This window comes from Pontibacter sp. HJ8, from assembly GCF_054824225.1.
On sequence record NZ_JSYF01000219.1, the window covers coordinates 1 to 20,366 of the forward strand.

A 20,366-nucleotide genomic window follows, 5' to 3' on the forward strand; every position below is an offset into this window, starting at 1 on the left:
AAAACACCTCCAGGGTAGCACCTTGAGCAGGTCTTATCCGCTCCTTCGCCGCGTTGTTATTTTTCATAAAAGCGGGGGTGCAACAGCAGCTACCTTCTTTAGGGCCGCTTCGTATAAGTGACTATGCATCTTAAGGATATCAAGCAGGAGCTGAAGGTACAGGAAAAGCAAAACGTTGAGATCCGGGATAGCCTGGCTATGGAACGGACCAAACTCGCCAACGAGCGCACCTTTTTGGCCTATAGCCGCACCGCCATGGCACTTGTGATTGCCGGGCTCTCCTTTATCAAATTTTTTGAAGACCCGCTCTACAAAGTGTTCGGCGCTTTGTTCATCCCCATGGGTTTGGTAGTAGGCTTTATCGGCTACCGGAAATACACCAAAAAGCAGGACAAAATCGATAGCCATGCCAGCTCGTATACCCCAACCAGTGCGGCACACGCTGAAGTCGCCGCCCGGGAGAAGCAAGATCCCAATATTACAGCCTGATCCTACCTGCTACCCTGCTCCGGCACAAACTCCTTACAGCATGGAGGCCGGCCTGCAACATCCTGAAAGCAAAGGCCACCCTTGCCCAGCATGTGCGTATAACTTTTAAAGGCTGCCCTATGCCAGATCCGGACAAAGAAAAGATAAAGAAGCTTAAGAAAAAGCTGGAGGTACAGGAGAAGAAAAACGCAGAGATACGGGACCAGATGGCCACACAGCGCACCATCTTTGCGAACGAACGCACCCTGATGGCCTATCTGCGTACGGCTATGACCATATCCGTTGGGGGGTTTGCGGCTATAAAACTATCCAATGACCTATACCTGCACATAATCGGGGGAGTCCTTATCCCCTTTGGGATCATCTTAGGAATTTATAGTTTTATGAGGTATAGGCAGAAGCAGAAACTAATTGAAGGGCACCACCAAAGCTACACTCCCACCAGTCATGAGCACGAGAGAGCGCACGCCAGCACAAAACAGTACAATCAGGATGAACTGGATGGCCTTTTATGATATCACCCATACCTTTCCCAACCCTCCCGGTGGCCTAACAACACGATGGTTTCTATACCTGTAGCGCGATGAGTTGAGCCAGTCCTGAACAGAGGCTGAAAACAGTGTAAATGCGCCCCCAGCCAGCGATCCCATTTCAGCTGGCTGCCGTATAGTTGAACAAAAAAGCCTTATGCTTGATCCGGACCAACAAGAGATAAAAAAACTAAGGAGGAAGCTGGAGATACAGGAAAGGAAGAATACAGAGATACGGGACCAGATGGCCGTGCAGCGCACCATTTTTGCCAACGAACGCACCCTGATGGCCTACCTCCGGACAGCGCTTGCGCTCATAGGAGGTGGTTTTGCTGCACTCAAGCTTTCCCGACATGTATACCTGGAAGTAACAGGCTTTATTCTGATGGTTTTGGGAGTTGCTCTGGCTGTCTATAGTTTTGCCAGGTACCTGAAAAAACAGAGGCTTATTCAACGGCAGATAAAAGAGTATATCCATACCAGCCACCATCACTCCGCGCTGCTCGAACAAGAAATTTCTTAGCCAGGCCGTGCCGGGTAGGTATAGCTTATTATACTTCTCCCGGGCTAAACCAATTCCCATTATTTGCTGTTAAGATAGGTTGGCGTGCTGCAACTGCAAAGCGCTGATAATTTTATACCTTTGCTATTTAAAATCAAGCATTCCTGAATGGCTTTTAATCAAGCGCAAGCAACTACAACAGGCACCGCCCCTGCTATTTCTCAGAACGGAGAAGCTCAGCAGATCGAAGTTTACGGTGCCCGCGAACATAATCTCAAAAATATTTCCATTAAGCTGCCCCGCTACAAGCTGGTCGTATTCACGGGCATCAGCGGCTCGGGCAAATCGTCGCTGGCCTTCGACACGATCTATGCCGAAGGGCAGCGCCGCTACATGGAGACCTTCTCGGCCTACGCCCGCTCCTTTATGGGGGGCCTGGAGCGACCGGACGTGGACAAGATCGAGGGACTGTCACCGGTGATCTCCATCGAGCAGAAGACGACGAGCCGCAATCCACGCTCTACCGTGGGTACCATTACCGAGATCTACGACTTCATGCGCCTGCTGTGGGCCCGTACGGCTGAGGCCTTCAGCTATGAGACGGGAGAGAAAATGGTGCGCCAGAGCGATGAGCAGATCGTCAACCACATCCTGGAAAACTTCGACAGCAAGCGCATTGTGGTGCTGGCCCCGGTGGTAAAAGGCCGCAAAGGCCATTACCGCGAGCTTTTTCAGCAGATCCGCAAGATGGGCTTTATCCGTGCCCGCGTGGATGGTGAACTGGTAGAGATCGCACCCAAAATGCAGGTGGACCGGTATAAGATCCACGACATTGAGATCGTGATCGATAAGATCGTGGTAAAGGAGGAAGATCGCTTCCGTTTGTCAAGTTCCATCCAGAATGCGCTCACGCATGGCAAGGGCACCGTGCTGATCCTGGACGCGGATGCCGACAAAACGCACTTCTTCTCACGCCACCTCATGGACCCGGCCACAGGTATAGCCTATGATGATCCGGCTCCGAACTCTTTCTCCTTTAACTCTCCGTACGGTGCCTGCCCGGTGTGCAACGGCTTGGGCGAGATACAGGAGATCACCGAAGAGTCTGTTATACCTGACAAGGACCTGAGTATCCGTCGCGGAGGTATAGCCCCGCTCGGCGAGTACCGCGACATCTGGATCTTTAAGCAGATCGAGGCGCTTTTCAAGCACTTCAAAGTATCGGTATCCACGCCCATCAAAGACCTGCCGGAGGATGTGCTGAAGGTGTTGCTTTATGGCCTGGAAGAGGATCTGGAGGTCAATACCAAGAAGGGCAACTATACCGTCGAGTTCGAAGGGATCATCAACTTCCTCAAAAACCAGATGGAGTCGGACTCGGACAACATCCGTTCGTGGGTGGAGGACTTCACGCAGACCAACACCTGCCCCGAGTGCCACGGCTACCGGCTGAAGAAAGAGTCGCTGCACTTTAAGATCGACAGTAAGAACATCGGCGAACTTTCTATCCTTGACATCAACAAGCTGGCGGCCTGGTTCGAAGGACTGGAAGAGCGACTGAGTGAGCGCCAGAACGTGATCGCGCGGGAGTTGCTCAAGGAGATCCGCAAGCGCATCGGCTTCCTGCTGGATGTGGGCCTGGATTACCTGAGCCTGCACCGCCCGGTACGCACGCTTTCGGGGGGTGAGAGCCAGCGCATACGCCTGGCTACCCAGATTGGCACGCAGCTGGTCGGGGTGTTGTATATCATGGATGAGCCAAGTATCGGCCTGCACCAGCGCGACAACGAGCGCCTGATCAATGCCCTGAAAGACCTCCGGGACCTGGGCAACTCCATCATCGTGGTGGAGCACGACAAGGACATGATCCTGAGCGCGGATTATGTCGTGGACATAGGCCCGGGAGCAGGTATACACGGGGGGCAGGTCGTGACGGCCGGCACACCGGAAGAGATGATGAACGCCGGTACGACCACTGCCGACTTCCTGAGCAACCGCCGGGGTATAGCCGTGCCACGTGTGAAGCGCCCCGGTAACGGCGAAGTGCTGAAACTGATCGGAGCAACCGGCAACAACCTCAAGAACGTGACGCTGGAGCTGCCGCTGGGCAAGATGATCTGCGTAACAGGCGTGTCGGGCAGTGGCAAGTCTTCGCTCATACACGATACGCTCTACCCTATCCTGAACACGTACTTCTTCCGGGCAAAGCGCGAGCCGCTGCCTTACAAGAAAATAGAAGGACTGGATAAGATCGACAAGGTCATTGAGGTGGACCAATCGCCGATCGGCCGTACGCCGCGCTCTAACCCGGCTACCTATACCGGCGTGTTTACCGATATCCGTACCTTGTTTGCGCAGCTGCCGGAGGCGAAAATCAGAGGCTATACCCCAGGCCGTTTCTCATTCAACGTGAAGGGTGGCCGTTGCGAAGCCTGCGAAGGAGCCGGTATGCGCACCATCGAGATGAACTTCCTGCCCGATGTTTACGTGCCCTGCGAAGTATGCAAAGGCAAGCGCTACAACCGCGAAACGCTGGAAGTGCGCTTCAAAGGCAAGAGCATCACCGACGTGCTGGACATGACGGTGGAACAGGCTGTTGACTTTTTCGAGAGCCAGCCACGCATCCTCCGACGCATCCAGACCTTGAACGAAGTAGGCCTGGGCTATATCACGCTGGGGCAACAGGCGACTACCCTATCCGGTGGCGAGGCGCAACGTGTAAAGCTGGCAACGGAGCTGTCGAAGAAAGATACGGGCCAGACCCTCTACATCCTCGATGAGCCGACGACCGGTTTGCACTTCCAGGACATTGAGCACCTGAGCGAGGTACTGCATAAGCTAACCAACAAAGGCAACACCGTGCTCATCATCGAGCACAACCTCGACCTGATCAAGATCGCGGATCATATCATCGACATTGGTCCGGAAGGGGGCGAAGGGGGTGGCACGATCGTGGCATCCGGCACGCCGGAAAAAGTTGCCAAGGCAGGCAAAGGCTATACGGCCCGCTTCCTGAAGGAAGAACTCAAAACCAGCATCTACCTGGAGAATGGGGAAGAATAAGTAACATAAAAAGAGCCGCGACTTTAACAGCCGCGGCTCTTTTTTTAGATATCTCCCAGCCTGTCTTCCAGGGCTTCGGCTCGTTGCAGGTGCTGCTTCAGGAGCGGCAGCTGCTTGGAGGCAAATTGTTTCACTTCCATGGTCTTGGCACTCTCGGCCATGTCTTCGTAGCGTTTCAGGAGCTGGTCATGTTCCTCATGCACACGTTTCAGGTAGCTCAGGTCAAACCCTATACCTGACTCGGCGTTGACCTGGTCGTATACTTTCTGGTGAGCGGCCCCCAGCATGGTGGGCAACACGAAGTTTCCCTGCGTGGCGATGTCCTGCAGGTCCTCTCCCATTTCCCGGTGGCCGGTCGCCATTTGCTGCGCCATTTCCTTCACTTCCGGGCTAACAGCTTTTTCCAGGGCCAGTTCACTTAACTGGACCTGCAGCATACTGGCACTGGCTGCTTCCGCCATAAAGAGGGCATCGTTTTCCATACCCTGCACGCCAGCCGCTTCAAACTGCTGCGCACTTTGCTCAGCGGCCTGCTCTACGCTATCATTGGCACTGCAGCCAACGCTGCCAAACACCAGCAGCACGCAGGCTGCATAAACAGTCACTCTGTTTATCATAACATTGGTTTTTAAAGTATAAGCATCTGCAGCCAGCGCTGCAGATGCTTATTAAGTCAAGGTTGAACATTGCCAGGCGCTATACCTGCGCTGCATGCTTCTGCTGTAGCCTAAAGTTTTACTTCAGGGCACTATTGATCTTCTGGGCACGCTCATGGTGCTGACGCAGCGTAGCCAATGTCTTGCTGGCAAAGGCTTTTACTTCGGCATCTTCCAGGTTGTTGCTGGCATCTTCAAAAAGCTTTACGTCCTCTTCATGGTCTTCCACCATCAGGTTCATATAGGATTTATCGAAGTCGGCGCCTGTTTTGTCGCGAAGTTCGCGCACATGGTCCATGTGATCGCTGCTCATACTATCCGGCAGCATGACGTTCTTGCTGGTGGCCAGCGAACGCAATTCCTTGTTGGCAGCGGTATGGTCTTTTACCATCATGCCGCCAAACTCTTTTACCTGCGGATTGGTGGCTTTCTGCTGCGCCAGCTTACCCAGTTCCACTTCCATCATACCGCCGCTTGCAGCCTCTGTCATAAATTCAGACTGTTCGTCTTTGGTTTCTTCCATGGCTGTGTCTTCAAACTGGTCTTCGTTGCGCTCCTGCGCCTGATCAACGCTGTCTGTGGTGTCTTTACTTTGGTTACAGGCTACTGTGCCAAATAAAAAGGCACAGGCGATGAGCCCTGTGGTTGCAATTCTTTTCATAGTTTTAGTTTCATTTAAATGATATAAAATATAGTTCGAACAGCTTTGTATACGCCCCTCAAGCCAGTGAGTTATAATATCGGTATTCCCTATATAGAAACTGTGTTTTCCCAGGTATAGGCCTCCCTTCAGGTGGCGCCATCCGTATACACTTGCTTAGATTCCTGTCTTATAGCACAACCATCCTCCCCCTGAATCGCTATAATCCAGAAGCAAACCGAATGTTTACCTAATGCGAGCCACATGAACGATCTCAGCATACAGTTCCGGATTACAGGGCTGACCTTCCTGCTTGTTTTTCTTTCCTTAAGTTTTGCCAAAGCACAGAATACGGAGGAGGAGGCAGAGGAGAGAATCGTGCGGCGCAACATCGACAGCGACCATGACAAGATCCTGAAGCTCCATCCGCTGCATTACGGGGAGATTTTTCTCTCGTATGAGAAGATCCGCACTTCCAACATCAGCAATGAGTTCGGCCTGAGCTACCTGTACAAGAGTCACATGAAGGGAGATGACTGGTGGTCACCGGAGGGAAAAGACGTTTTAGGTATAGGCATCCGGATGAGCCAGCGTTACTATACCTCCAAAAAGAAAAGGGCTCCTTTCGGATTTTTCCACGGGCCGCTGTTTGCTTACCGGTTTGTTGTGTTTGAGCGCAACGTGTTTGGCCTGGCCGGGCTGCCTCCCAGCGATCCCAACTACCGCTTTGTAGGAAGGCTGTACCAGAACACGCTGGACCTGAGCTACCACATCGGCAACCAGTTTCAGCTAGGCAGGCATTTTACCTTGGAGATATCGGGCGGTATCGGCGGCAGGCTGAAGTATGCCAAAGCAACCTCAGGCGCTGAACTCATCGAAGAGAACATCATCGGCCATGTACTTACCTCCGACGAAAGCGCCGTAATTGCGGTAGCCCCCTCGCCGCAATTGAACTTGGCTATTGGCTATTCTTTCTGACCGCGCGCTACCTGCTTTCCCATGGCGCCATAAAAAAAGCCAGGCGCACCTGGCCTTGGCTTCTGTAGGTATAGGTTGGCGTACCCTAGGCCCCTTTAAACTGCGGTTTGCGCTTCTCATTGAAAGCCGTAACACCCTCCTTGTAGTCTGCTGAGTTGCCGGCGATCTTCTGGCAGTAAGCCTCGTAGTCCAGCATCTCGTCCAGGGTGGAGTTGAAAGACTTGTTGAGCATCTTTTTCATCAGACCGATGGCTTTGGTCGGGGCCGTGGCATAGCGTGCGGCCAGTTCGGCCACCGCTGCGTCCAGCTCCTCGGGGGCTACCACACGGTTCACCATTCCCAGTTGCAAGGCCTCTTCGGCGCTTACTTTTGAGCCCAACGTGCTTAATTCAAATGCTTTCAGAGAGCCAACTACGCGCGGCAGAAAAAAAGAAGAGCCCGAATCCAGCACCAGTCCCACATTCACGAACACCTCGATCATGCTGGCGGCTGTGGAAGCGATGACCAGGTCGCAGGCCAGGGCCAGCGAGCAGCCGGCACCTGCTGCCACTCCATTCAGCTTACAGATGATCGGCTTGGGCAGGTTGCGCATAGCCCGGATAATGGGATTATACCGCTTCTCCAGCGACTCCGACAGGTCGCGCTTGTCGGCGTTGGCGATGGCTTTGAGGTCCTGACCGGAGCAGAACGCCTTGCCTGCTCCGGTCAGGACAACCACGCGCACGCTGTCGTCACGGGTGACCTGCTTCAGGGCGTCCTGCAGGTCGTAACTCTGCTGATCGTTGAAAGCGTTGAAAACATCGGGTCTATTCAAAGTGATGGTCGCGATGCCATCCTGTACGTCATATAGCAGGCACTCGTAGTTCATAGTCTGTCGTTATTTTGTAGAGAACCAAAGGTATAGATTATAGGCCTATAGTGCAAAAACCGGCTAGAGGGCGATACCCGCGGCCGTGAGGACAAGCAGCAGACCGGCAACAAACCCGGTATATACCTGTGCCGGCGTATGGGCATGCAGGGCAAGCCGAGCTGAAAGCACTGCCCCGGAAACGATGATGGTAGCCAGAATTGGCGTTAGCAGTCCTGCCTCGGGCAGCACTTTGTGCAGGGCAAGCAGTATACCCAGTACGCCTCCCAACCCGATGCCATGGGCACTGATCTTCCAGTAAAACGAAACGATCCAGGCCAGCAGCACCGAGGCGGCAATGATGCCCATCACAAAGTAAAACAAATGATCGAAGACAGGCTCCCGGTGGAACAGGTAAGCAGTTACCGAATAGCAGATACCCGTAAACAGCAGTGGCTTGCTGCGCTGCTCCCGCCGGTCCATCTCATAAGAATCGATAAAGCCCGTCCGGAACAGAGCAAAAGCCCCCAGCCCAGGTATGATGAAGGTGGTGAAGAAGATCATGCTCAGCACGATCCAACGGCTCTGCAAGGGCAATGAAATAGAAGCTACCGGAAGGAAGTAAAGGATGAAGGCAAAAAGGTAGGTAGGCAGCAGCAGCGGGTGAAACACAACCGATAAGAGCCTGGCAAGAGAGCGGTTCAAGTTTAGGAGTTAGAGAGTTTAAGAGTTTAGGAGTTAGAAAGTTGGGAAGTTAAAAAGTTGAAGTTGAGGGAACAGGTTGATACTTGCCCAAATCCTACACCCAACAATTTAACCATTCAACAATTTAACCATCAACAATTTAACAATCAAATCAAAGTTCCTTGCGGAGTCGCGCCACCGGTATGTTGAGCTGTTCGCGGTATTTGGCTACGGTACGGCGGGCAATGTTATAGCCTTTCTCGTTCAGTATCTGCTCTATTTTCTCATCCGAGAGCGGTTTGCGCTTGCTTTCTTTGTCGATGATCTCTTTCAGGATGTGCTTTACTTCGCGGCTGCTGGCGTCCTCGCCCGAGTCGGTGGCTATACCTTCGGAGAAGAAATACTTGAGCGGGTAGATCCCGAACTCGGTCTGCACGGCTTTGCTGTTGGCTACCCGGCTCACGGTACTGATGTCCATCCCGATATCTTCGGCAATGTCTTTGAGGATCATCGGCCGCAGCTTGCTTTCATCGCCTTCCTGGAAGAACTCGTGCTGGTACTTGATGATGGACTCCATGGTGCGCAGCAGCGTGTTCTGACGCTGGCGGATGGCATCGATGAACCATTTGGCCGCATCCAGCTTCTGCTTCACGAAGGTGACCGTCTCCTTCAGTTTCTTGTCCTTTTTGTCCGATTTGTCATAGGCGTCGAACATGTCGGCATAGGAGCGGCTGATGCGCAGGTCCGGGGCGTTGCGGGAGTTCAGCGATAGCTGGAGCTGGCCGTTCTCATTGGTCAGAATAAAATCCGGGATGATGTACTGCACCCGCGACATGCCGGCACCCGCTCCTCCCGGCTTCGGATTTAGTTTAATGATAACGTCAACGGCTTTTTTCAGTTCCTCATCGGTCACCCCGAACTTAGACTGAATCTTGCTGTAGTGCTTTTTGGTAAATTCATCGAAGGTTTCGCTCAGGATGCGCTCTGCCAATACTGTGGTCGCATCCTGCTCACGGCGGTGCAGTTGCAGCAGCAGGCACTCGGGCAGGTCGCGGGCTGCTATACCTGCCGGGTCGAAGGTCTGGATCATGTGCAGCACCTGCTCAATCTCCTCCTCCGAGGTTTCGATGTTCTGGGAGAAAGCCAGGTCATTGGCAATGGAGCTCAACTCGCGGCGAATGTAGCCATCGTTGTCGATGCTGCCGATCAGCTGCATGCCGATGTTGAATTGCTTGTCGTCCAGGTCCAGGAAGCCCAGCTGGTCCATCAGGTTATCGGTCAGGGAAGTGGTCACGGCAATCGGCATTTCACGGTCATCCTCGTCCTCTCCGCCGCGATCGCCCTGCATCTTGTAGCCGCTTATCTCGTCGTCGTTGAGGTAGTCGTTGAGGTCGATGTCGTCTTTCCCGTATTCCTCTTCGCCTTCGTAATCATCCCCTTCGGTGTCGCTGTATTCGGTGTCGGCCTCTTCACGGCCTTCTTCCAACGCCGGGTTTATCTCCATCTCCTCCTTGATGCGCGCTTCCAGCTCAACAGTAGGTATCTGCAGCAGCTTGATAAATTGTATCTGCTGCGGCGATAACTTCTGGGATAAGAGTTGCCTTAAATCGAGTCGCTGCATAGTGGAAATATGGATTTCAGTGCCTGTTCGTGCACCTTCAAATTTAGGATAATTTTACTCGCATTTACAAAAAAGGTTAAAATATCGTTACTTTGAGGGATTTTCCGGTAGACTTAAGTAGCAGGACATGAGACACAAGACTTTTTAGGAGTACCTTTGTAGGCTCAACCATCGCAACAAAGCCCTTGTTTGGTTTGCCCGCTATTCTTATGGCTTCCGAACGGCTGATAAATAACTAGTTAAGGATAGATTTAGTCTTGTATCTTGATACTTCAATCCGGATACGCTGTAACAACCACACATATGCAACGCACGAAAGTAAAAGACCTGCTGACCGGTGCCGAGGTAGGCAAGGAAGTAGTATTGAAAGGCTGGGTACGCACCAAGCGCGGCAACAAGTTTGTAAATTTTATCGCCGTGAACGACGGCTCCACCATCCACAACCTGCAGGTAGTAGCCGATGCAGCGAAGTTCAGTGATGAGGCGTTGAAAGACGTTACGACCGGCGCTGCCGTTGCCATCACCGGCGAGCTGGTGGCATCGCAGGGCAAGGGCCAGGCTTTTGAAGTCGTAGCCAACACGATCGAAGTCCTCGGCAAAGCCGATCCGGAAACCTACCCGCTGCAGAAGAAGGCGCACTCGCTGGAGTTCCTGCGCGAGATCGCGCATCTGCGCTTCCGCACCAATACCTTCGGGGCGGTGTTCAGGGTACGCAACACCCTGGCTTTTGCCGTACACAAGTTCTTCAACGAGAAGGGATTCGTCTACATGCACACGCCCATCATCACGGCATCTGACGCAGAGGGTGCCGGCGAGATGTTCCATGTGACCAACTTCAATCTGGACAAGCTACCCCGCACAGAAGACGGCAAGATCAACTACGAGGAGGACTTCTTCGGCAAAGCCACCAACCTGACCGTATCGGGCCAACTGGAAGGCGAGCTGGCAGCCATGGCCTTCAGCGACATCTATACCTTCGGGCCGACGTTCCGGGCCGAGAACTCCAACACGGCGCGTCACCTGGCCGAATTCTGGATGATCGAGCCGGAGATGGCATTCCACGACCTCAAAATGAACGCCGACCTGGCCGAGGAGTTCATCAAATACATCATCCGCTACGCCCTGGAGCACAACCGCGAAGACATTGAGTTCCTGGGCCAGCGCCTGGCAGAGGAAGACAAAGCCAAGCCGCAGAACGAGCGCCAGGAAATGACGCTGCTCGAAAAGCTGGAATTTGTCGTGGGCAGCAACTTTGAGCGCGTGACCTATACCGAAGCGATCGAGATTCTGTTGGCTTCTCCTGCTTACAAAAAGAAGAAATTCCAGTACGACGTGAGTTGGGGCATCGACCTGCAGAGTGAGCACGAGCGTTACCTGGTAGAGAAGCACTTCAAAAAGCCGGTGATCGTAACCGACTATCCGAAAGATATCAAGGCCTTCTACATGCGCCTCAACGACGACGGCAAGACCGTGGCTGCCATGGACATCCTGGCCCCAGGTATAGGCGAGATCGTGGGCGGTTCGCAGCGCGAGGAGCGTATCGACATCCTGGTGGAGCGTATGAAAAGCGTAGGCATCGAAGAAGAAGAGCTGTGGTGGTACCTGGATACGCGCCGCTTCGGAGGTTGTCCGCATGCCGGCTTTGGTCTGGGCTTTGAGCGCATGGTGCAGTTCGTAACAGGTATGGGCAACATACGCGATGTGATCCCATTCCCACGCACCCCGAAGAACGCAGAGTTTTAACAGAAGCTATACCTTATTTCAGAAAGCCCGGCTATACCTATACCTTAGCCGGGCTTTTTGTTTTCGAAGCTATACCTGAGGCGCCGCTATATCGGAGCGAAGTCAGGTCAGGCGCTTTCTATTCTGCTAGTTATCCTTCTGCAATGCACATTTTGGCTAGAAATTTGCTATCTTAAAGGTATAAATCCTTATTTCTACATCTATGCGAAAGTTAATTCTAGCCCTTCTCTTCCTGGGGTTTGCTGCCACTGAGGCAAGCGCCCAGCAGGAGTTCGCAAACCTGGACCTGCCTATACGCCGTGCTGAGGACCTGGTGTCTGTGGCGGATGGTGATGGCAACGTTTGTTTATACTTCTTCCAGGGTGGCAAGCTATACTTCAACCTGGTCTCCCCTGGCGGCCAGCTGGTGGCAGCACAGGAAATCCCCTACCGCTTCAGTCAGCAGCCGCAGATCCTGGGCACCCGCGTCACGGAAAATGAGTTCATCTTCTACAGCCGCTTCATGAATGGCAACAAGGAGTATGTCCGTCCTTTTGCCGTTGACCGCTACACAGGCGCTTTCCGAAGCATGCCCGATGCCTCAATCAAGAAAGACAGAGGGGAGACTTTTGTGGGTGCCTTTGCCGATGCCGACCACTTCTACATGCTGTTCACCGACAAAAAGGAGAACCTGCATCTGTACCGTGAGCTGGACGAGTCCTATTACGAAAAGAAGACATTCTCCTCCGCCGAGATGCCGCGCACCCGCACTCGGCACGAACGGCAAAGCGAACTGATCTTCGTGCATCCGGATCTGGAACGCACCGTATTTGCCGGCCATCACCGCAGCAAGATCTATACGCGGGGCGACAAGATCTACATGATCTTCGACGGGTATTCCCTGAAAGGAAAAGGCAAGGAAACGACGACGGAGATCCTGACCCTGGACTGGCCAAGTGGCCAGACCACGTACCGCATGCTGCCGGCGCTGGAACTCAAAAATGAGCCGCACTTCAACTCCTTCCTGCACCAGGACATGCTCTTCCGGGTACAGCTGAACAAAGACAAGTTTAACCTGACCGCGTATGACTTCAACACGCTGAAGCCCATCAAGGAGTACAACTATACCGGAGATCAGGAAATTGACATCAAGGCAACGCCGGTACACCAGCGGGGAGCCAGTGCGCTTTTCTCATCCGGCAGCAGCGTGATCGAGAAGACCTCCAAGGTGATGCGCAACCTGTCGAGTGGCAAACCGGCCATTACGGTAGATGCCTTCAGCGACAGCACCCTGCAGCTGACCATCGGATCGTACCAGCCCCCAAGCTCCCGCAACAACCCCGATCCGACGCGCATGGTACGTACACCGGACCGCTACATACAAACCTCGCGTGGCCTGTTCATGATGCCAGGACGCTGGGTGCCCGCCTATACCCTGCCGTATGCATCGAGCATGTCACCCTACAACAGGTATTATTATGACCCGTATTACAGCAGGAACGGGGAGCCAACCGGGCCGGGCATAAGCACCTACTTCCGGGCTGTGCTGGATCGCGAGACCTTAAACAAGGCCGCCTCTGACAGCACGGCTGCCACCGTGCAGGACAAGATTGAGGCATACGAGGAAGAGCTCAAACAAACACCTGACTATAAGACCCTCTACCGCTACGGCAACAAGCTGCACTACGGTTATTTTGACAGGCGCTCGAAGACCTTCAAGATCCTGGAGTTTACGCAGAACTAAACAAAAAAGGCCTTGCTACTGGTAGCAAGGCCTTTTTTGTTTACCGGAAGATGCACTTTACAAGCCCATCATCTTCTGTATTTTGGCCTGGATAGCCGTATCCTGCTGATACGCCAGCATGATCTGTTCGTAACGCTCCATGGTCATCCCGTCTTTCTGGATCGCCTGACGCATGTCCTGCTCAATGGTAGGCTGCATTTCCATCATACGGCCTATCGCTTTGTTAAAAGCGGCCTTCTCTTCGGCCGTGGCAGTGGCCGTTTCCAGTTTCTGCTGTTGTTGCGCCTGTGCCAGTTCGTTAAACTTTTCAACGCTCAGCTTTTCTTCCTGCAGTATGGTGAGCATCGTTTGCTCATTCGCCTTCTGTAGTTCCATCAGGCGGGAGCTGGCATCTACAAACTGCTGCAGATCGGCATCCGAAATAGCCTGCGGTTGTTGCTGAGCTGCCGGCGGAGTAGCCTTTTGCTTTGGCGGGTTCTTTTGCTGCGCCACGGCAGCACCTGAAAACGAAACAGCGCCTAATACAAGCCCTGCCACAGCAGTAGCTTTCAGTTTATGTAGGATCGTCATAAAATTCGGGGAATTAAATTTGAGTTGAAATTAGGTTAAAAGTAGGCCAGCTACTCCATTTGTCACTTAAGCTATACCTGAATCCGGCAAAATGGTTGTTCAGGCAAAGGCCGTGTGACCTGGTTTCTTTTAACAACTAACGTGCCATTAGGCGAAAGCAGTATAAATCCCTGATTGTCTGCCGCTGACAAGGGCAGACCTCGACTGGCGTCTGTTTATACTGCGTTCGTGTTATACCCGCTGCCCCTGATACCCTTTGAGCCTCTCCTTTTGGATGAGCTGCTTTTCGAGTAGCTTCTGTACTTCCGGCTTTTCGTAGTCTTCTACGGAGTGGATGTGCTTCATCACCTTCTGCATGATCTCGTCCTGCAGGCGGCCTGTTTCGAGGGCGTAGGAGTAAGGCAGATCGGTGAAGGTCACCATGGAGTAGAGCGGGATCCACTTGTCGGGGTACTGCTGGTTGATTTTGGATTCGATTTTCTTGCGCAGCAAAAAGCGGGGGTCAGCTACCTTGTCGCGCATCTCGATGAAGTTCAGCACCGCCAGGTCCGCAATGGCGTCGGCGTCGGGTTTACGCCTGCGCTCAAACGCATGAAAGAGCTTCTCCCAGTCGCCGTCAAAATTTTCGAGCATCTGGTCCAGCACAGTAATATCCTCAAAACCGGCATTCATCCCCTGTCCATAGAACGGTACGACCGCATGGCAGGCATCTCCGATCAGCAGCGCTTTGTCTTTATAAGACCAGGGGAAGCACTTGACGGTAACCAGTGTGCCGACAGGGTTCGAGAAATACTCTTGGGCCAGATCAGGCATCAAAGCGACCACATCCGGGAAAGCCTGCAGGAAAAAGGCCAGCAGGTCATCGTCTGTTTTGATATTTTCAAAGGAAAGGGGACCCTCATAGGGGAAGAACAAGGTACAGGTGAAGCTTCCGTCCAGGTTGGGCAGGGCAATCATCATGTAGTTGCCGCGTGGCCAGATGTGCAGGGCGTTTTTCTCCAGTTGCCAGCTTCCGTCTTCCGCCGCAGGTATGGTCAGCTCTTTGTAGCCGTACTCGAGGTAGCTCTGGGAGTAGTTGTAGCGCTCCGTTTTCTGCATGGCATTGCGCACCATCGAGAAAGCGCCATCGGCTCCGAACAACAACTCGGCCTCGAGGCTTTCTGTTTCTCCGGTTTCGTGATTGCGCAGGGTGGCTTTGTTCTGATGCAAATCCAGGTCCAGCAGCTGCCGGTTGAAGTGGTAGGTGATGTCGGGGTTCGGCTCCGAGATATCCATGAGGGCGGCATTCAATCCCGCCCTGGAAACCGAGTAGATGAATTGCCCTTCCTTGCCGTAGGGCTGAAACGTCAGCCTGCCTTCCTCATCGTGCATGATGCGCCCGTGCATAGGTATAGCCACCTGGCGCACCTCCTCTTCTATGCCGATACCGCGCAGCGCCCGGAAGCCCCGGTCGCTGAGCGCCAGGTTAATAGAACGGCCACCATCCAGCAGGGTCTTGCGCATATCCGGACGCCGCTCGTACAGGTCGACTTTGTGGCCCCGCTTGGCCAGGTATAGCGACAACAGCGAACCGACCAGTCCGGCTCCCATGATGGTGATGTTCTTTCTCTCGGTCATTTGTTCCAGCGAGGCTACTTGTTCCTGTAAAGAAACGGTTTACATTCGGGAAAGGCAACCCTTGCCCGGGCTATTCCTCTACGCTAAAACGGTACGAAAGGTCAGGTTGATGCGGGGTTGTATGGCCCGGCTGGTCTTGGGCAGCTGGTGGTGCCAGTGCAGCTGCGTAGGCCCCTGCATGAGCAAGAGGCTGCCATGCTGCAGCACCAGCTTCGCGGTAGGCAGGTCCTGGCGGGTGCGATGCCGGAAAGCGAAGCCGCGCTCTCCGCCAAAGCTCAGCGAAGCTATACCTGGCCCCAGTGATTTCTCGTCGTCGGCGTGCCAGCCCATGCTGTCCTGCCCGTGGCGGTAGTGGTTGAGGAGCACACTGTTATACCGGTGGCCGGTGGCCTGTTCTACCCGCTCTTTGAGCTCCAGCAGCACCGGCAGCCAGGGCTGGGGCGCGTTGTAGAGGCCCGAATAGGTATAGCCTTTGTCGCCGTACCAGGCCGTGAGGCGCGGCAGGAGCTGCTGCTTGCCAAACATCCGGATGCTTTCCTGCTGCCAGTCTACTTCCTGTTGCAGCCTTTCCAGGTATAGGTCGCTTTCGGCTTTCGCAAAAAACGCTGGGTTGTAGTATACCTCCGCATCAGGCATATCCAGTCTTGTCAGGGCCGTTTCCTTTTTACTTTCCATGTTTGTTCTTCTCTTCTCTTATAATTTTTCAGCGTCCTGATTCGCCGGCTGCAACTTTTGAGGTTGGCGGTAAGGTTTGCGCCGGTTCAGGTCCAGGTGGTCCATGACGCGGGAGGCCGAAACGCCATGCAGGATGATGGAAACCAGCACGATGAAGGCCACAATAGACCACAGCCGGTCGGCATCTGCAAAGTCGATTTTAGACAAGGCAAAGGACAGGTAGAAGAAAGATCCGATGCCCCGTATACCGAAGAAGCTGATGGCCATCTTTTCGCGCCAGGAGCAACCCACGTTGTAGATAGCCACCAGGCTGGCTAAAGGGCGTACTATAAACAAAAAGGCCAGACTTATCAATACATCGTTCCAGGTGAGATGGTCCAGAATGCCGCTCACCAGACTCCCGCCAAACAGTATGAGAAGGACCATCATGATGATGCGCTCTACCTGCAGCACAAAGTCGTGCATCTCGGTATGGTATGCGTGTTCCTCTTCGTAACTGCTCATGGTGAGGGCGGTAAAAAAGACAGCCATGAAGCCATACCCGCCTGCGATTTCCGTCAGCCCATACGATATCAGCGTGGCAGATAAGCCCACAAAGCCATTGCGGGTCTTAGGGAAGTTTACCTTGGGAGGAAGATAGAAGATCAGGTAGGCCAGCCCCCGGCCGATGAGGTAGCCCATCCCTACCCCGACCACGATGCGGTAAATCAGATCCCGCAGCACCCACTCTTCGAGCCATGGCTCCTGGGTACCCACTGCGACCGCCATGACAATGGCCAGCCAGGTGAACGGGAACGCCATCCCATCGTTCAGGCCGGCCTCTGCCGTGAGCGAAAAGCGCACATCGTCCTCTTCCGTATCGTGGGGCGGACCTACCTGTACCTGCTCGGCCAGCACAGGGTCTGTGGGAGCGATGACGGCTCCCAGCAACACCGCCGCCGCCGGTGCCAGCGCCAACAGCCACCAGCCCATAGCAGCCAGTATACCGATCGACAGGAGCATCGTGATACTGACCAGCCGGAACGGGATCTGCCAGTTTTTCCAGTTGAATTTGCGCCTGATCTTGAGGCCCGTGCCCATCAGTGAAATGATCACGCTGAGCTCCGTCAGGTGCACCACATAGTTCTCCTGCCACATGGGATCCGGCAAAGGAAGGTCAAGAGGAAGGCTGTAAAGAATGACTCCTACCAGCAGGAATATGATTGGGTAGGACAGAAAGCTTTTTTCCAGGATAGCAGGAACCCACGCCATCGCCAGTGCCGCAAAACCTATTATCGTAAGTGCAATGATGTAGGGATCCATGTAATAATTCGTGGGTTAAGTTGGGCAGTAACTGCAAAAGCAGCTGAGCGGCAGGCACCTTGGCAAACATTCATACGAAATTTCGACTCAGGTGCTTATCTTTACAGCTTCGATAGCCTTAGTAACATTGAAAGATTTAGAAAGTTTATTAGTCGGTTTCAGTGACGCCGCCTGGGGTATGCCTTTGCTGGTATTGCTGATGGGGGGTGGTTTCTACTTCATGTTTTACTCCGGATTCCTGCCTTTCCGGTACATGCGCCACGCCATCAACGTGCTGCGCGGCAAGTACGACGATCCGGATGATCCGGGCGATATCAACCACTACGAAGCGCTGTCGGCTGCGCTGGCTGCTACAGTAGGTATGGGCAACATCAGCGGGGTGGCCGTAGCCATTGCCATTGGCGGCCCCGGCGTGCTCTTCTGGATGTGGGTGAGCGCCTTTGTGGGGATGGCTACCAAGTTCTTTACCTGTTCGCTGTCGGTGATGTACCGCGGCTACGACAGCAAAGGGCACCTGGAAGGCGGACCAATGTACGTTATTGAAACAGGTCTCGGAAAGAAATGGAAGCCGCTGGCTGTCTTCTTCGCCGTTGCCGGCCTGTTCGGCACCCTGCCCATCTTCCAGGCCAACCAGCTGACGCAGGTGATACGAGAAGTGGTGCTTGTGCCCAACGGCTTTAGCTCAGGCGATGCTTTTTATACCAACCTGACCATCGGACTGGTCCTCGTCTTCATTACTTCCCTCGTTATCTTCGGAGGCATACAGCGCATCGGCCATGTGGCCGGCAAAATGGTACCGGGCATGGTCGTGATGTATATGCTGGCAGTATTCTACATCATGTTTGTCAACTATACCAATATCCCGGATGCGTTTGCCCTGATCTTTACCGATGCGTTTAAAGCTGATTCCATGCTGGGCGGGGCGGTAGGAGCCATTATCATAGCGGGAGCACGCCGGGCTGCGTTTTCGAATGAGGCAGGTATAGGAACGGCCTCCATGATGCACGGCGCCGCTAAAACCGACGAACCGATCCGTGAAGGCCTGGTCGCCATGCTGGGTCCTTTTATCGATACGATTGTAGTCTGTACGCTTACGGGCCTGGCCATCATTGTGACCGGCACCTGGCAAACCTCCGGGGCCAGCGGCGTGACGATCACGGCCATGGCCTTCAACAACGCCATGCCGGTCTTTGGAAACTATGTGCTGGTGCTGTGTGTGCTGATCTTTGCCTTTACCTCCCTGTTCTCCTACTCCTACTACGGCACTAAGTGCTTCAGTTACCTGTTTGGCGCCAAGTATAAACATCTGTACAACTACTTCTATGTGGCCACCATTGTGTTTGGAGCTACCGCCACCATCACTGCTGTTATCGCCCTGATCGACGGGATGTACGCTATGATGGCTATACCTACCATGGTCTCGGCACTACTGTTGTCGCCGAAGGTAAAGGCCGCTGCGAAAGATTATTTCGGGCGTATGAAGCAGTTCAGAAAAGAAACCAGGGTGTATGAAATGGAAAAAAGCTGAGTGCTGCGCTCCATAAATAAGGGGAATTCAAAACAAAATGGGTAACATAGAACCATGTTTCCCATTTTGTTGTCATCCTAGAATAGAAGGCAGTACATTAGTACGTGTGTATGTCTAAAATCAGAACCAAACCCTCCTGCATCAGGCACTTGTTGCTGTCTGTATCCTTGCTTTGGGCGATCCTGCTCACAGGCCAGGGAACGCAGGCATTGGATTCTGTGCCTACCTGCACAAGCTACACATCCACTAGTGTGCACTTCAACCCGGATTTTAAGCTCCCGGGTAAACTCAAAAAGAAAGGGCAGCATATTTCCACGGATGCCAATGTATCCAACCCCTTCGTTACCAACCTGCTGCAGGAGGAAGCGGCACCATTGCCGCCAATACACTGCTTTGCTGCACCTATCGATGAGTTTGTACCTGCGTACCTCACAAAGCAGGAGGGCAGAAGCTATATAGAACGCCTTTTCCTCTCCAGCATACAACCGAACGCTCCCTAGCCCCCATTTTTATTGCGCATATACCTGCCGCATCTAGCGGGAGGCAGGTATACGCATTCCTTTCCTCTGAGAAGCACAACCATCCGGATGCTGCGGGAATGCTATACGTGATATGCAGAAAACTTCAGCCGAATCAATTCTTACCTGAATTGGCGCACTAGCAGGCTCCTGTTGCTTGTTGTGCATCACCACTGGGGTAGATACCACAAAGGATTGCGTCTGCGACCCTGGCTGCAAAACCAGCTGGTAAGGCCGTTGCCTGCTTACAGGTACAAGGTCTCGGGCTTTAGTACTCCAGGCCCTCTTTCAAAACGCTTGCCGCAGCACTTCTTGTAAAACAGGAAACGGTTCCTGCAGCAAAAAACCAAATCAAAAATTCAATCAGCAAACCTTTAACAGTAATAACAATGGAAAACTTCACCATCTTCACATTTATTGGAGATATAGGCGGCTCCGAAATGGTGTTAATCATGTTCGCCATTCTTCTCCTGTTCGGTGCCAAGCGTATACCTGAACTGGCACGAAGTTTAGGGCGCGGTATCCGCGAGTTTAAAGATGCTACCAGAGAGATTCGAAACGACCTGGAAAAGCCACTCAAAGACGAAAACCAAGACAACAGATAACGCTGTCCTGAACCACCGTCGACAAGTAAACCCGGGGGCCCGCCGCTATACCTGTAACAGGTATAGCGGCGGGCC

19 protein-coding genes are annotated in these 20,366 nt (G+C 53.3%); 10 read left to right on the forward strand and 9 right to left on the reverse strand.

The window, feature by feature from the left end; translation table 11 throughout:
* Positions 1 to 123 precede the first annotated feature (123 nt).
* The 4 genes from OB13_RS10445 to uvrA all read left to right on the forward strand — a co-directional run bounded on the left by OB13_RS10445 (position 124) and on the right by uvrA (position 4,584).
* Positions 124 to 489, forward strand: coding sequence for a DUF202 domain-containing protein (locus tag OB13_RS10445; RefSeq protein WP_461490108.1), 366 nt, complete (start codon positions 124 to 126; stop codon positions 487 to 489).
* A 119-nt stretch (positions 490 to 608) separates the two neighbouring features.
* Entirely contained in the window at positions 609 to 1,004 is a 396-nt protein-coding gene (locus OB13_RS10450) for a YidH family protein (RefSeq protein ID WP_461490109.1), read from the forward strand.
* 172 nt (positions 1,005 to 1,176) lie between these two features.
* Positions 1,177 to 1,542, forward strand: a complete 366-nt coding sequence (locus OB13_RS10455; RefSeq protein WP_461490110.1) for a YidH family protein — start codon at positions 1,177 to 1,179, stop codon at positions 1,540 to 1,542.
* 147 nt (positions 1,543 to 1,689) lie between these two features.
* Positions 1,690 to 4,584, forward strand: a complete 2,895-nt coding sequence (uvrA, locus tag OB13_RS10460; protein WP_461490111.1) for an excinuclease ABC subunit UvrA — start codon at positions 1,690 to 1,692, stop codon at positions 4,582 to 4,584.
* Positions 4,585 to 4,628: 44 nt separating this feature from the next.
* Here uvrA and OB13_RS10465 read toward each other — a convergent pair whose 3' ends face one another.
* Positions 4,629 to 5,201 carry a DUF4142 domain-containing protein gene (locus tag OB13_RS10465; protein ID WP_461490112.1) on the reverse strand — a complete coding sequence of 191 codons (573 nt, stop codon included), beginning with the start codon at positions 5,199 to 5,201 and terminating at the stop codon, positions 4,629 to 4,631.
* 118 nt (positions 5,202 to 5,319) lie between these two features.
* The gene (locus OB13_RS10470; RefSeq protein ID WP_461490113.1) at positions 5,320 to 5,901 is read right to left on the reverse strand and encodes a DUF4142 domain-containing protein; all 582 of its coding nucleotides are present in this window, start codon (positions 5,899 to 5,901) and stop codon (positions 5,320 to 5,322) included.
* A 243-nt stretch (positions 5,902 to 6,144) separates the two neighbouring features.
* Between OB13_RS10470 and OB13_RS10475 the strand changes: the two genes are divergently transcribed.
* Positions 6,145 to 6,858 (forward strand): ABC transporter ATP-binding protein, encoded by a 714-nt coding sequence (locus OB13_RS10475; RefSeq protein ID WP_461490114.1) that lies wholly within the window; start codon positions 6,145 to 6,147, stop codon positions 6,856 to 6,858.
* Positions 6,859 to 6,943: 85 nt separating this feature from the next.
* Here the strand turns inward: OB13_RS10475 and OB13_RS10480 are convergent, their stop codons facing one another.
* The 3 genes from OB13_RS10480 to rpoN form a co-directional block, all read right to left on the reverse strand.
* The gene (locus OB13_RS10480; protein ID WP_461490115.1) at positions 6,944 to 7,726 is read right to left on the reverse strand and encodes an enoyl-CoA hydratase-related protein; all 783 of its coding nucleotides are present in this window, start codon (positions 7,724 to 7,726) and stop codon (positions 6,944 to 6,946) included.
* A gap of 63 nt (positions 7,727 to 7,789) precedes the next feature.
* A complete protein-coding gene (locus tag OB13_RS10485) occupies positions 7,790 to 8,410 on the reverse strand; it encodes a hypothetical protein (RefSeq protein WP_461490116.1) in 621 nt (206 codons plus the stop codon).
* A 151-nt stretch (positions 8,411 to 8,561) separates the two neighbouring features.
* The gene (gene rpoN / locus OB13_RS10490) at positions 8,562 to 10,010 is read right to left on the reverse strand and encodes an RNA polymerase factor sigma-54 (RefSeq protein WP_461490117.1); all 1,449 of its coding nucleotides are present in this window, start codon (positions 10,008 to 10,010) and stop codon (positions 8,562 to 8,564) included.
* 303 nt (positions 10,011 to 10,313) lie between these two features.
* Here rpoN and asnS point away from each other — a divergent pair, with 303 nt between their 5' ends.
* Together asnS and OB13_RS10500 are read left to right on the forward strand one after the other, a co-directional pair.
* A complete protein-coding gene (gene asnS / locus OB13_RS10495; RefSeq protein ID WP_461490118.1) occupies positions 10,314 to 11,753 on the forward strand; it encodes an asparagine--tRNA ligase in 1,440 nt (479 codons plus the stop codon).
* 202 nt (positions 11,754 to 11,955) lie between these two features.
* On the forward strand, positions 11,956 to 13,476 hold the full coding sequence (locus tag OB13_RS10500; RefSeq protein ID WP_461490119.1) for a hypothetical protein: 1,521 nt from the start codon (positions 11,956 to 11,958) through the stop codon (positions 13,474 to 13,476).
* A gap of 57 nt (positions 13,477 to 13,533) precedes the next feature.
* Here the strand turns inward: OB13_RS10500 and OB13_RS10505 are convergent, their stop codons facing one another.
* From OB13_RS10505 to OB13_RS10520, 4 genes are all read right to left on the reverse strand, one after another.
* Positions 13,534 to 14,046 (reverse strand): DUF4168 domain-containing protein, encoded by a 513-nt coding sequence (locus OB13_RS10505; RefSeq protein ID WP_461490120.1) that lies wholly within the window; start codon positions 14,044 to 14,046, stop codon positions 13,534 to 13,536.
* Positions 14,047 to 14,277: 231 nt separating this feature from the next.
* On the reverse strand, positions 14,278 to 15,663 hold the full coding sequence (locus tag OB13_RS10510; protein ID WP_461490121.1) for an FAD-dependent oxidoreductase: 1,386 nt from the start codon (positions 15,661 to 15,663) through the stop codon (positions 14,278 to 14,280).
* Positions 15,664 to 15,741: 78 nt separating this feature from the next.
* On the reverse strand, positions 15,742 to 16,338 hold the full coding sequence (locus OB13_RS10515) for an alpha-ketoglutarate-dependent dioxygenase AlkB family protein (protein WP_461490122.1): 597 nt from the start codon (positions 16,336 to 16,338) through the stop codon (positions 15,742 to 15,744).
* A gap of 18 nt (positions 16,339 to 16,356) precedes the next feature.
* Positions 16,357 to 17,640 (reverse strand): cation:proton antiporter, encoded by a 1,284-nt coding sequence (locus tag OB13_RS10520; RefSeq protein WP_461490123.1) that lies wholly within the window; start codon positions 17,638 to 17,640, stop codon positions 16,357 to 16,359.
* Positions 17,641 to 17,818: 178 nt separating this feature from the next.
* Between OB13_RS10520 and OB13_RS10525 the strand changes: the two genes are divergently transcribed.
* The 3 genes from OB13_RS10525 (at position 17,819) to OB13_RS10535 (ending at position 20,291) form a co-directional block, all read left to right on the forward strand.
* Entirely contained in the window at positions 17,819 to 19,168 is a 1,350-nt protein-coding gene (locus tag OB13_RS10525; RefSeq protein ID WP_461490130.1) for an alanine/glycine:cation symporter family protein, read from the forward strand.
* 110 nt (positions 19,169 to 19,278) lie between these two features.
* Positions 19,279 to 19,668 (forward strand): hypothetical protein, encoded by a 390-nt coding sequence (locus tag OB13_RS10530; RefSeq protein WP_461490124.1) that lies wholly within the window; start codon positions 19,279 to 19,281, stop codon positions 19,666 to 19,668.
* Between the two features lie 407 nt (positions 19,669 to 20,075).
* Positions 20,076 to 20,291: a Sec-independent protein translocase subunit TatA/TatB gene (locus OB13_RS10535; RefSeq protein WP_461490125.1), complete on the forward strand. Its 216-nt coding sequence runs from the start codon at positions 20,076 to 20,078 to the stop codon at positions 20,289 to 20,291.
* Positions 20,292 to 20,366: the final 75 nt, after the last annotated feature.

Bases quoted from the DNA above. Each gene is read 5' to 3' on its own strand.
- OB13_RS10445 (WP_461490108.1), top strand. From the start codon at position 124: ATGCATCTTAAGGATATCAAGCAGGAGCTGAAGGTACAGGAAAAGCAA.
- OB13_RS10450 (WP_461490109.1), top strand. From the start codon at position 609: ATGCCAGATCCGGACAAAGAAAAGATAAAGAAGCTTAAGAAAAAGCTG.
- OB13_RS10455 (WP_461490110.1), top strand. From the start codon at position 1,177: ATGCTTGATCCGGACCAACAAGAGATAAAAAAACTAAGGAGGAAGCTG.
- uvrA (WP_461490111.1), top strand. From the start codon at position 1,690: ATGGCTTTTAATCAAGCGCAAGCAACTACAACAGGCACCGCCCCTGCT.
- OB13_RS10465 (WP_461490112.1), bottom strand. From the start codon at position 5,201: ATGATAAACAGAGTGACTGTTTATGCAGCCTGCGTGCTGCTGGTGTTT.
- OB13_RS10470 (WP_461490113.1), bottom strand. From the start codon at position 5,901: ATGAAAAGAATTGCAACCACAGGGCTCATCGCCTGTGCCTTTTTATTT.
- OB13_RS10475 (WP_461490114.1), top strand. From the start codon at position 6,145: ATGAACGATCTCAGCATACAGTTCCGGATTACAGGGCTGACCTTCCTG.
- OB13_RS10480 (WP_461490115.1), bottom strand. From the start codon at position 7,726: ATGAACTACGAGTGCCTGCTATATGACGTACAGGATGGCATCGCGACC.
- rpoN (WP_461490117.1), bottom strand. From the start codon at position 10,010: ATGCAGCGACTCGATTTAAGGCAACTCTTATCCCAGAAGTTATCGCCG.
- asnS (WP_461490118.1), top strand. From the start codon at position 10,314: ATGCAACGCACGAAAGTAAAAGACCTGCTGACCGGTGCCGAGGTAGGC.
- OB13_RS10500 (WP_461490119.1), top strand. From the start codon at position 11,956: ATGCGAAAGTTAATTCTAGCCCTTCTCTTCCTGGGGTTTGCTGCCACT.
- OB13_RS10505 (WP_461490120.1), bottom strand. From the start codon at position 14,046: ATGACGATCCTACATAAACTGAAAGCTACTGCTGTGGCAGGGCTTGTA.
- OB13_RS10510 (WP_461490121.1), bottom strand. From the start codon at position 15,663: ATGACCGAGAGAAAGAACATCACCATCATGGGAGCCGGACTGGTCGGT.
- OB13_RS10515 (WP_461490122.1), bottom strand. From the start codon at position 16,338: ATGGAAAGTAAAAAGGAAACGGCCCTGACAAGACTGGATATGCCTGAT.
- OB13_RS10520 (WP_461490123.1), bottom strand. From the start codon at position 17,640: ATGGATCCCTACATCATTGCACTTACGATAATAGGTTTTGCGGCACTG.
- OB13_RS10525 (WP_461490130.1), top strand. From the start codon at position 17,819: ATGCCTTTGCTGGTATTGCTGATGGGGGGTGGTTTCTACTTCATGTTT.
- OB13_RS10530 (WP_461490124.1), top strand. From the start codon at position 19,279: ATGTCTAAAATCAGAACCAAACCCTCCTGCATCAGGCACTTGTTGCTG.
- OB13_RS10535 (WP_461490125.1), top strand. From the start codon at position 20,076: ATGGAAAACTTCACCATCTTCACATTTATTGGAGATATAGGCGGCTCC.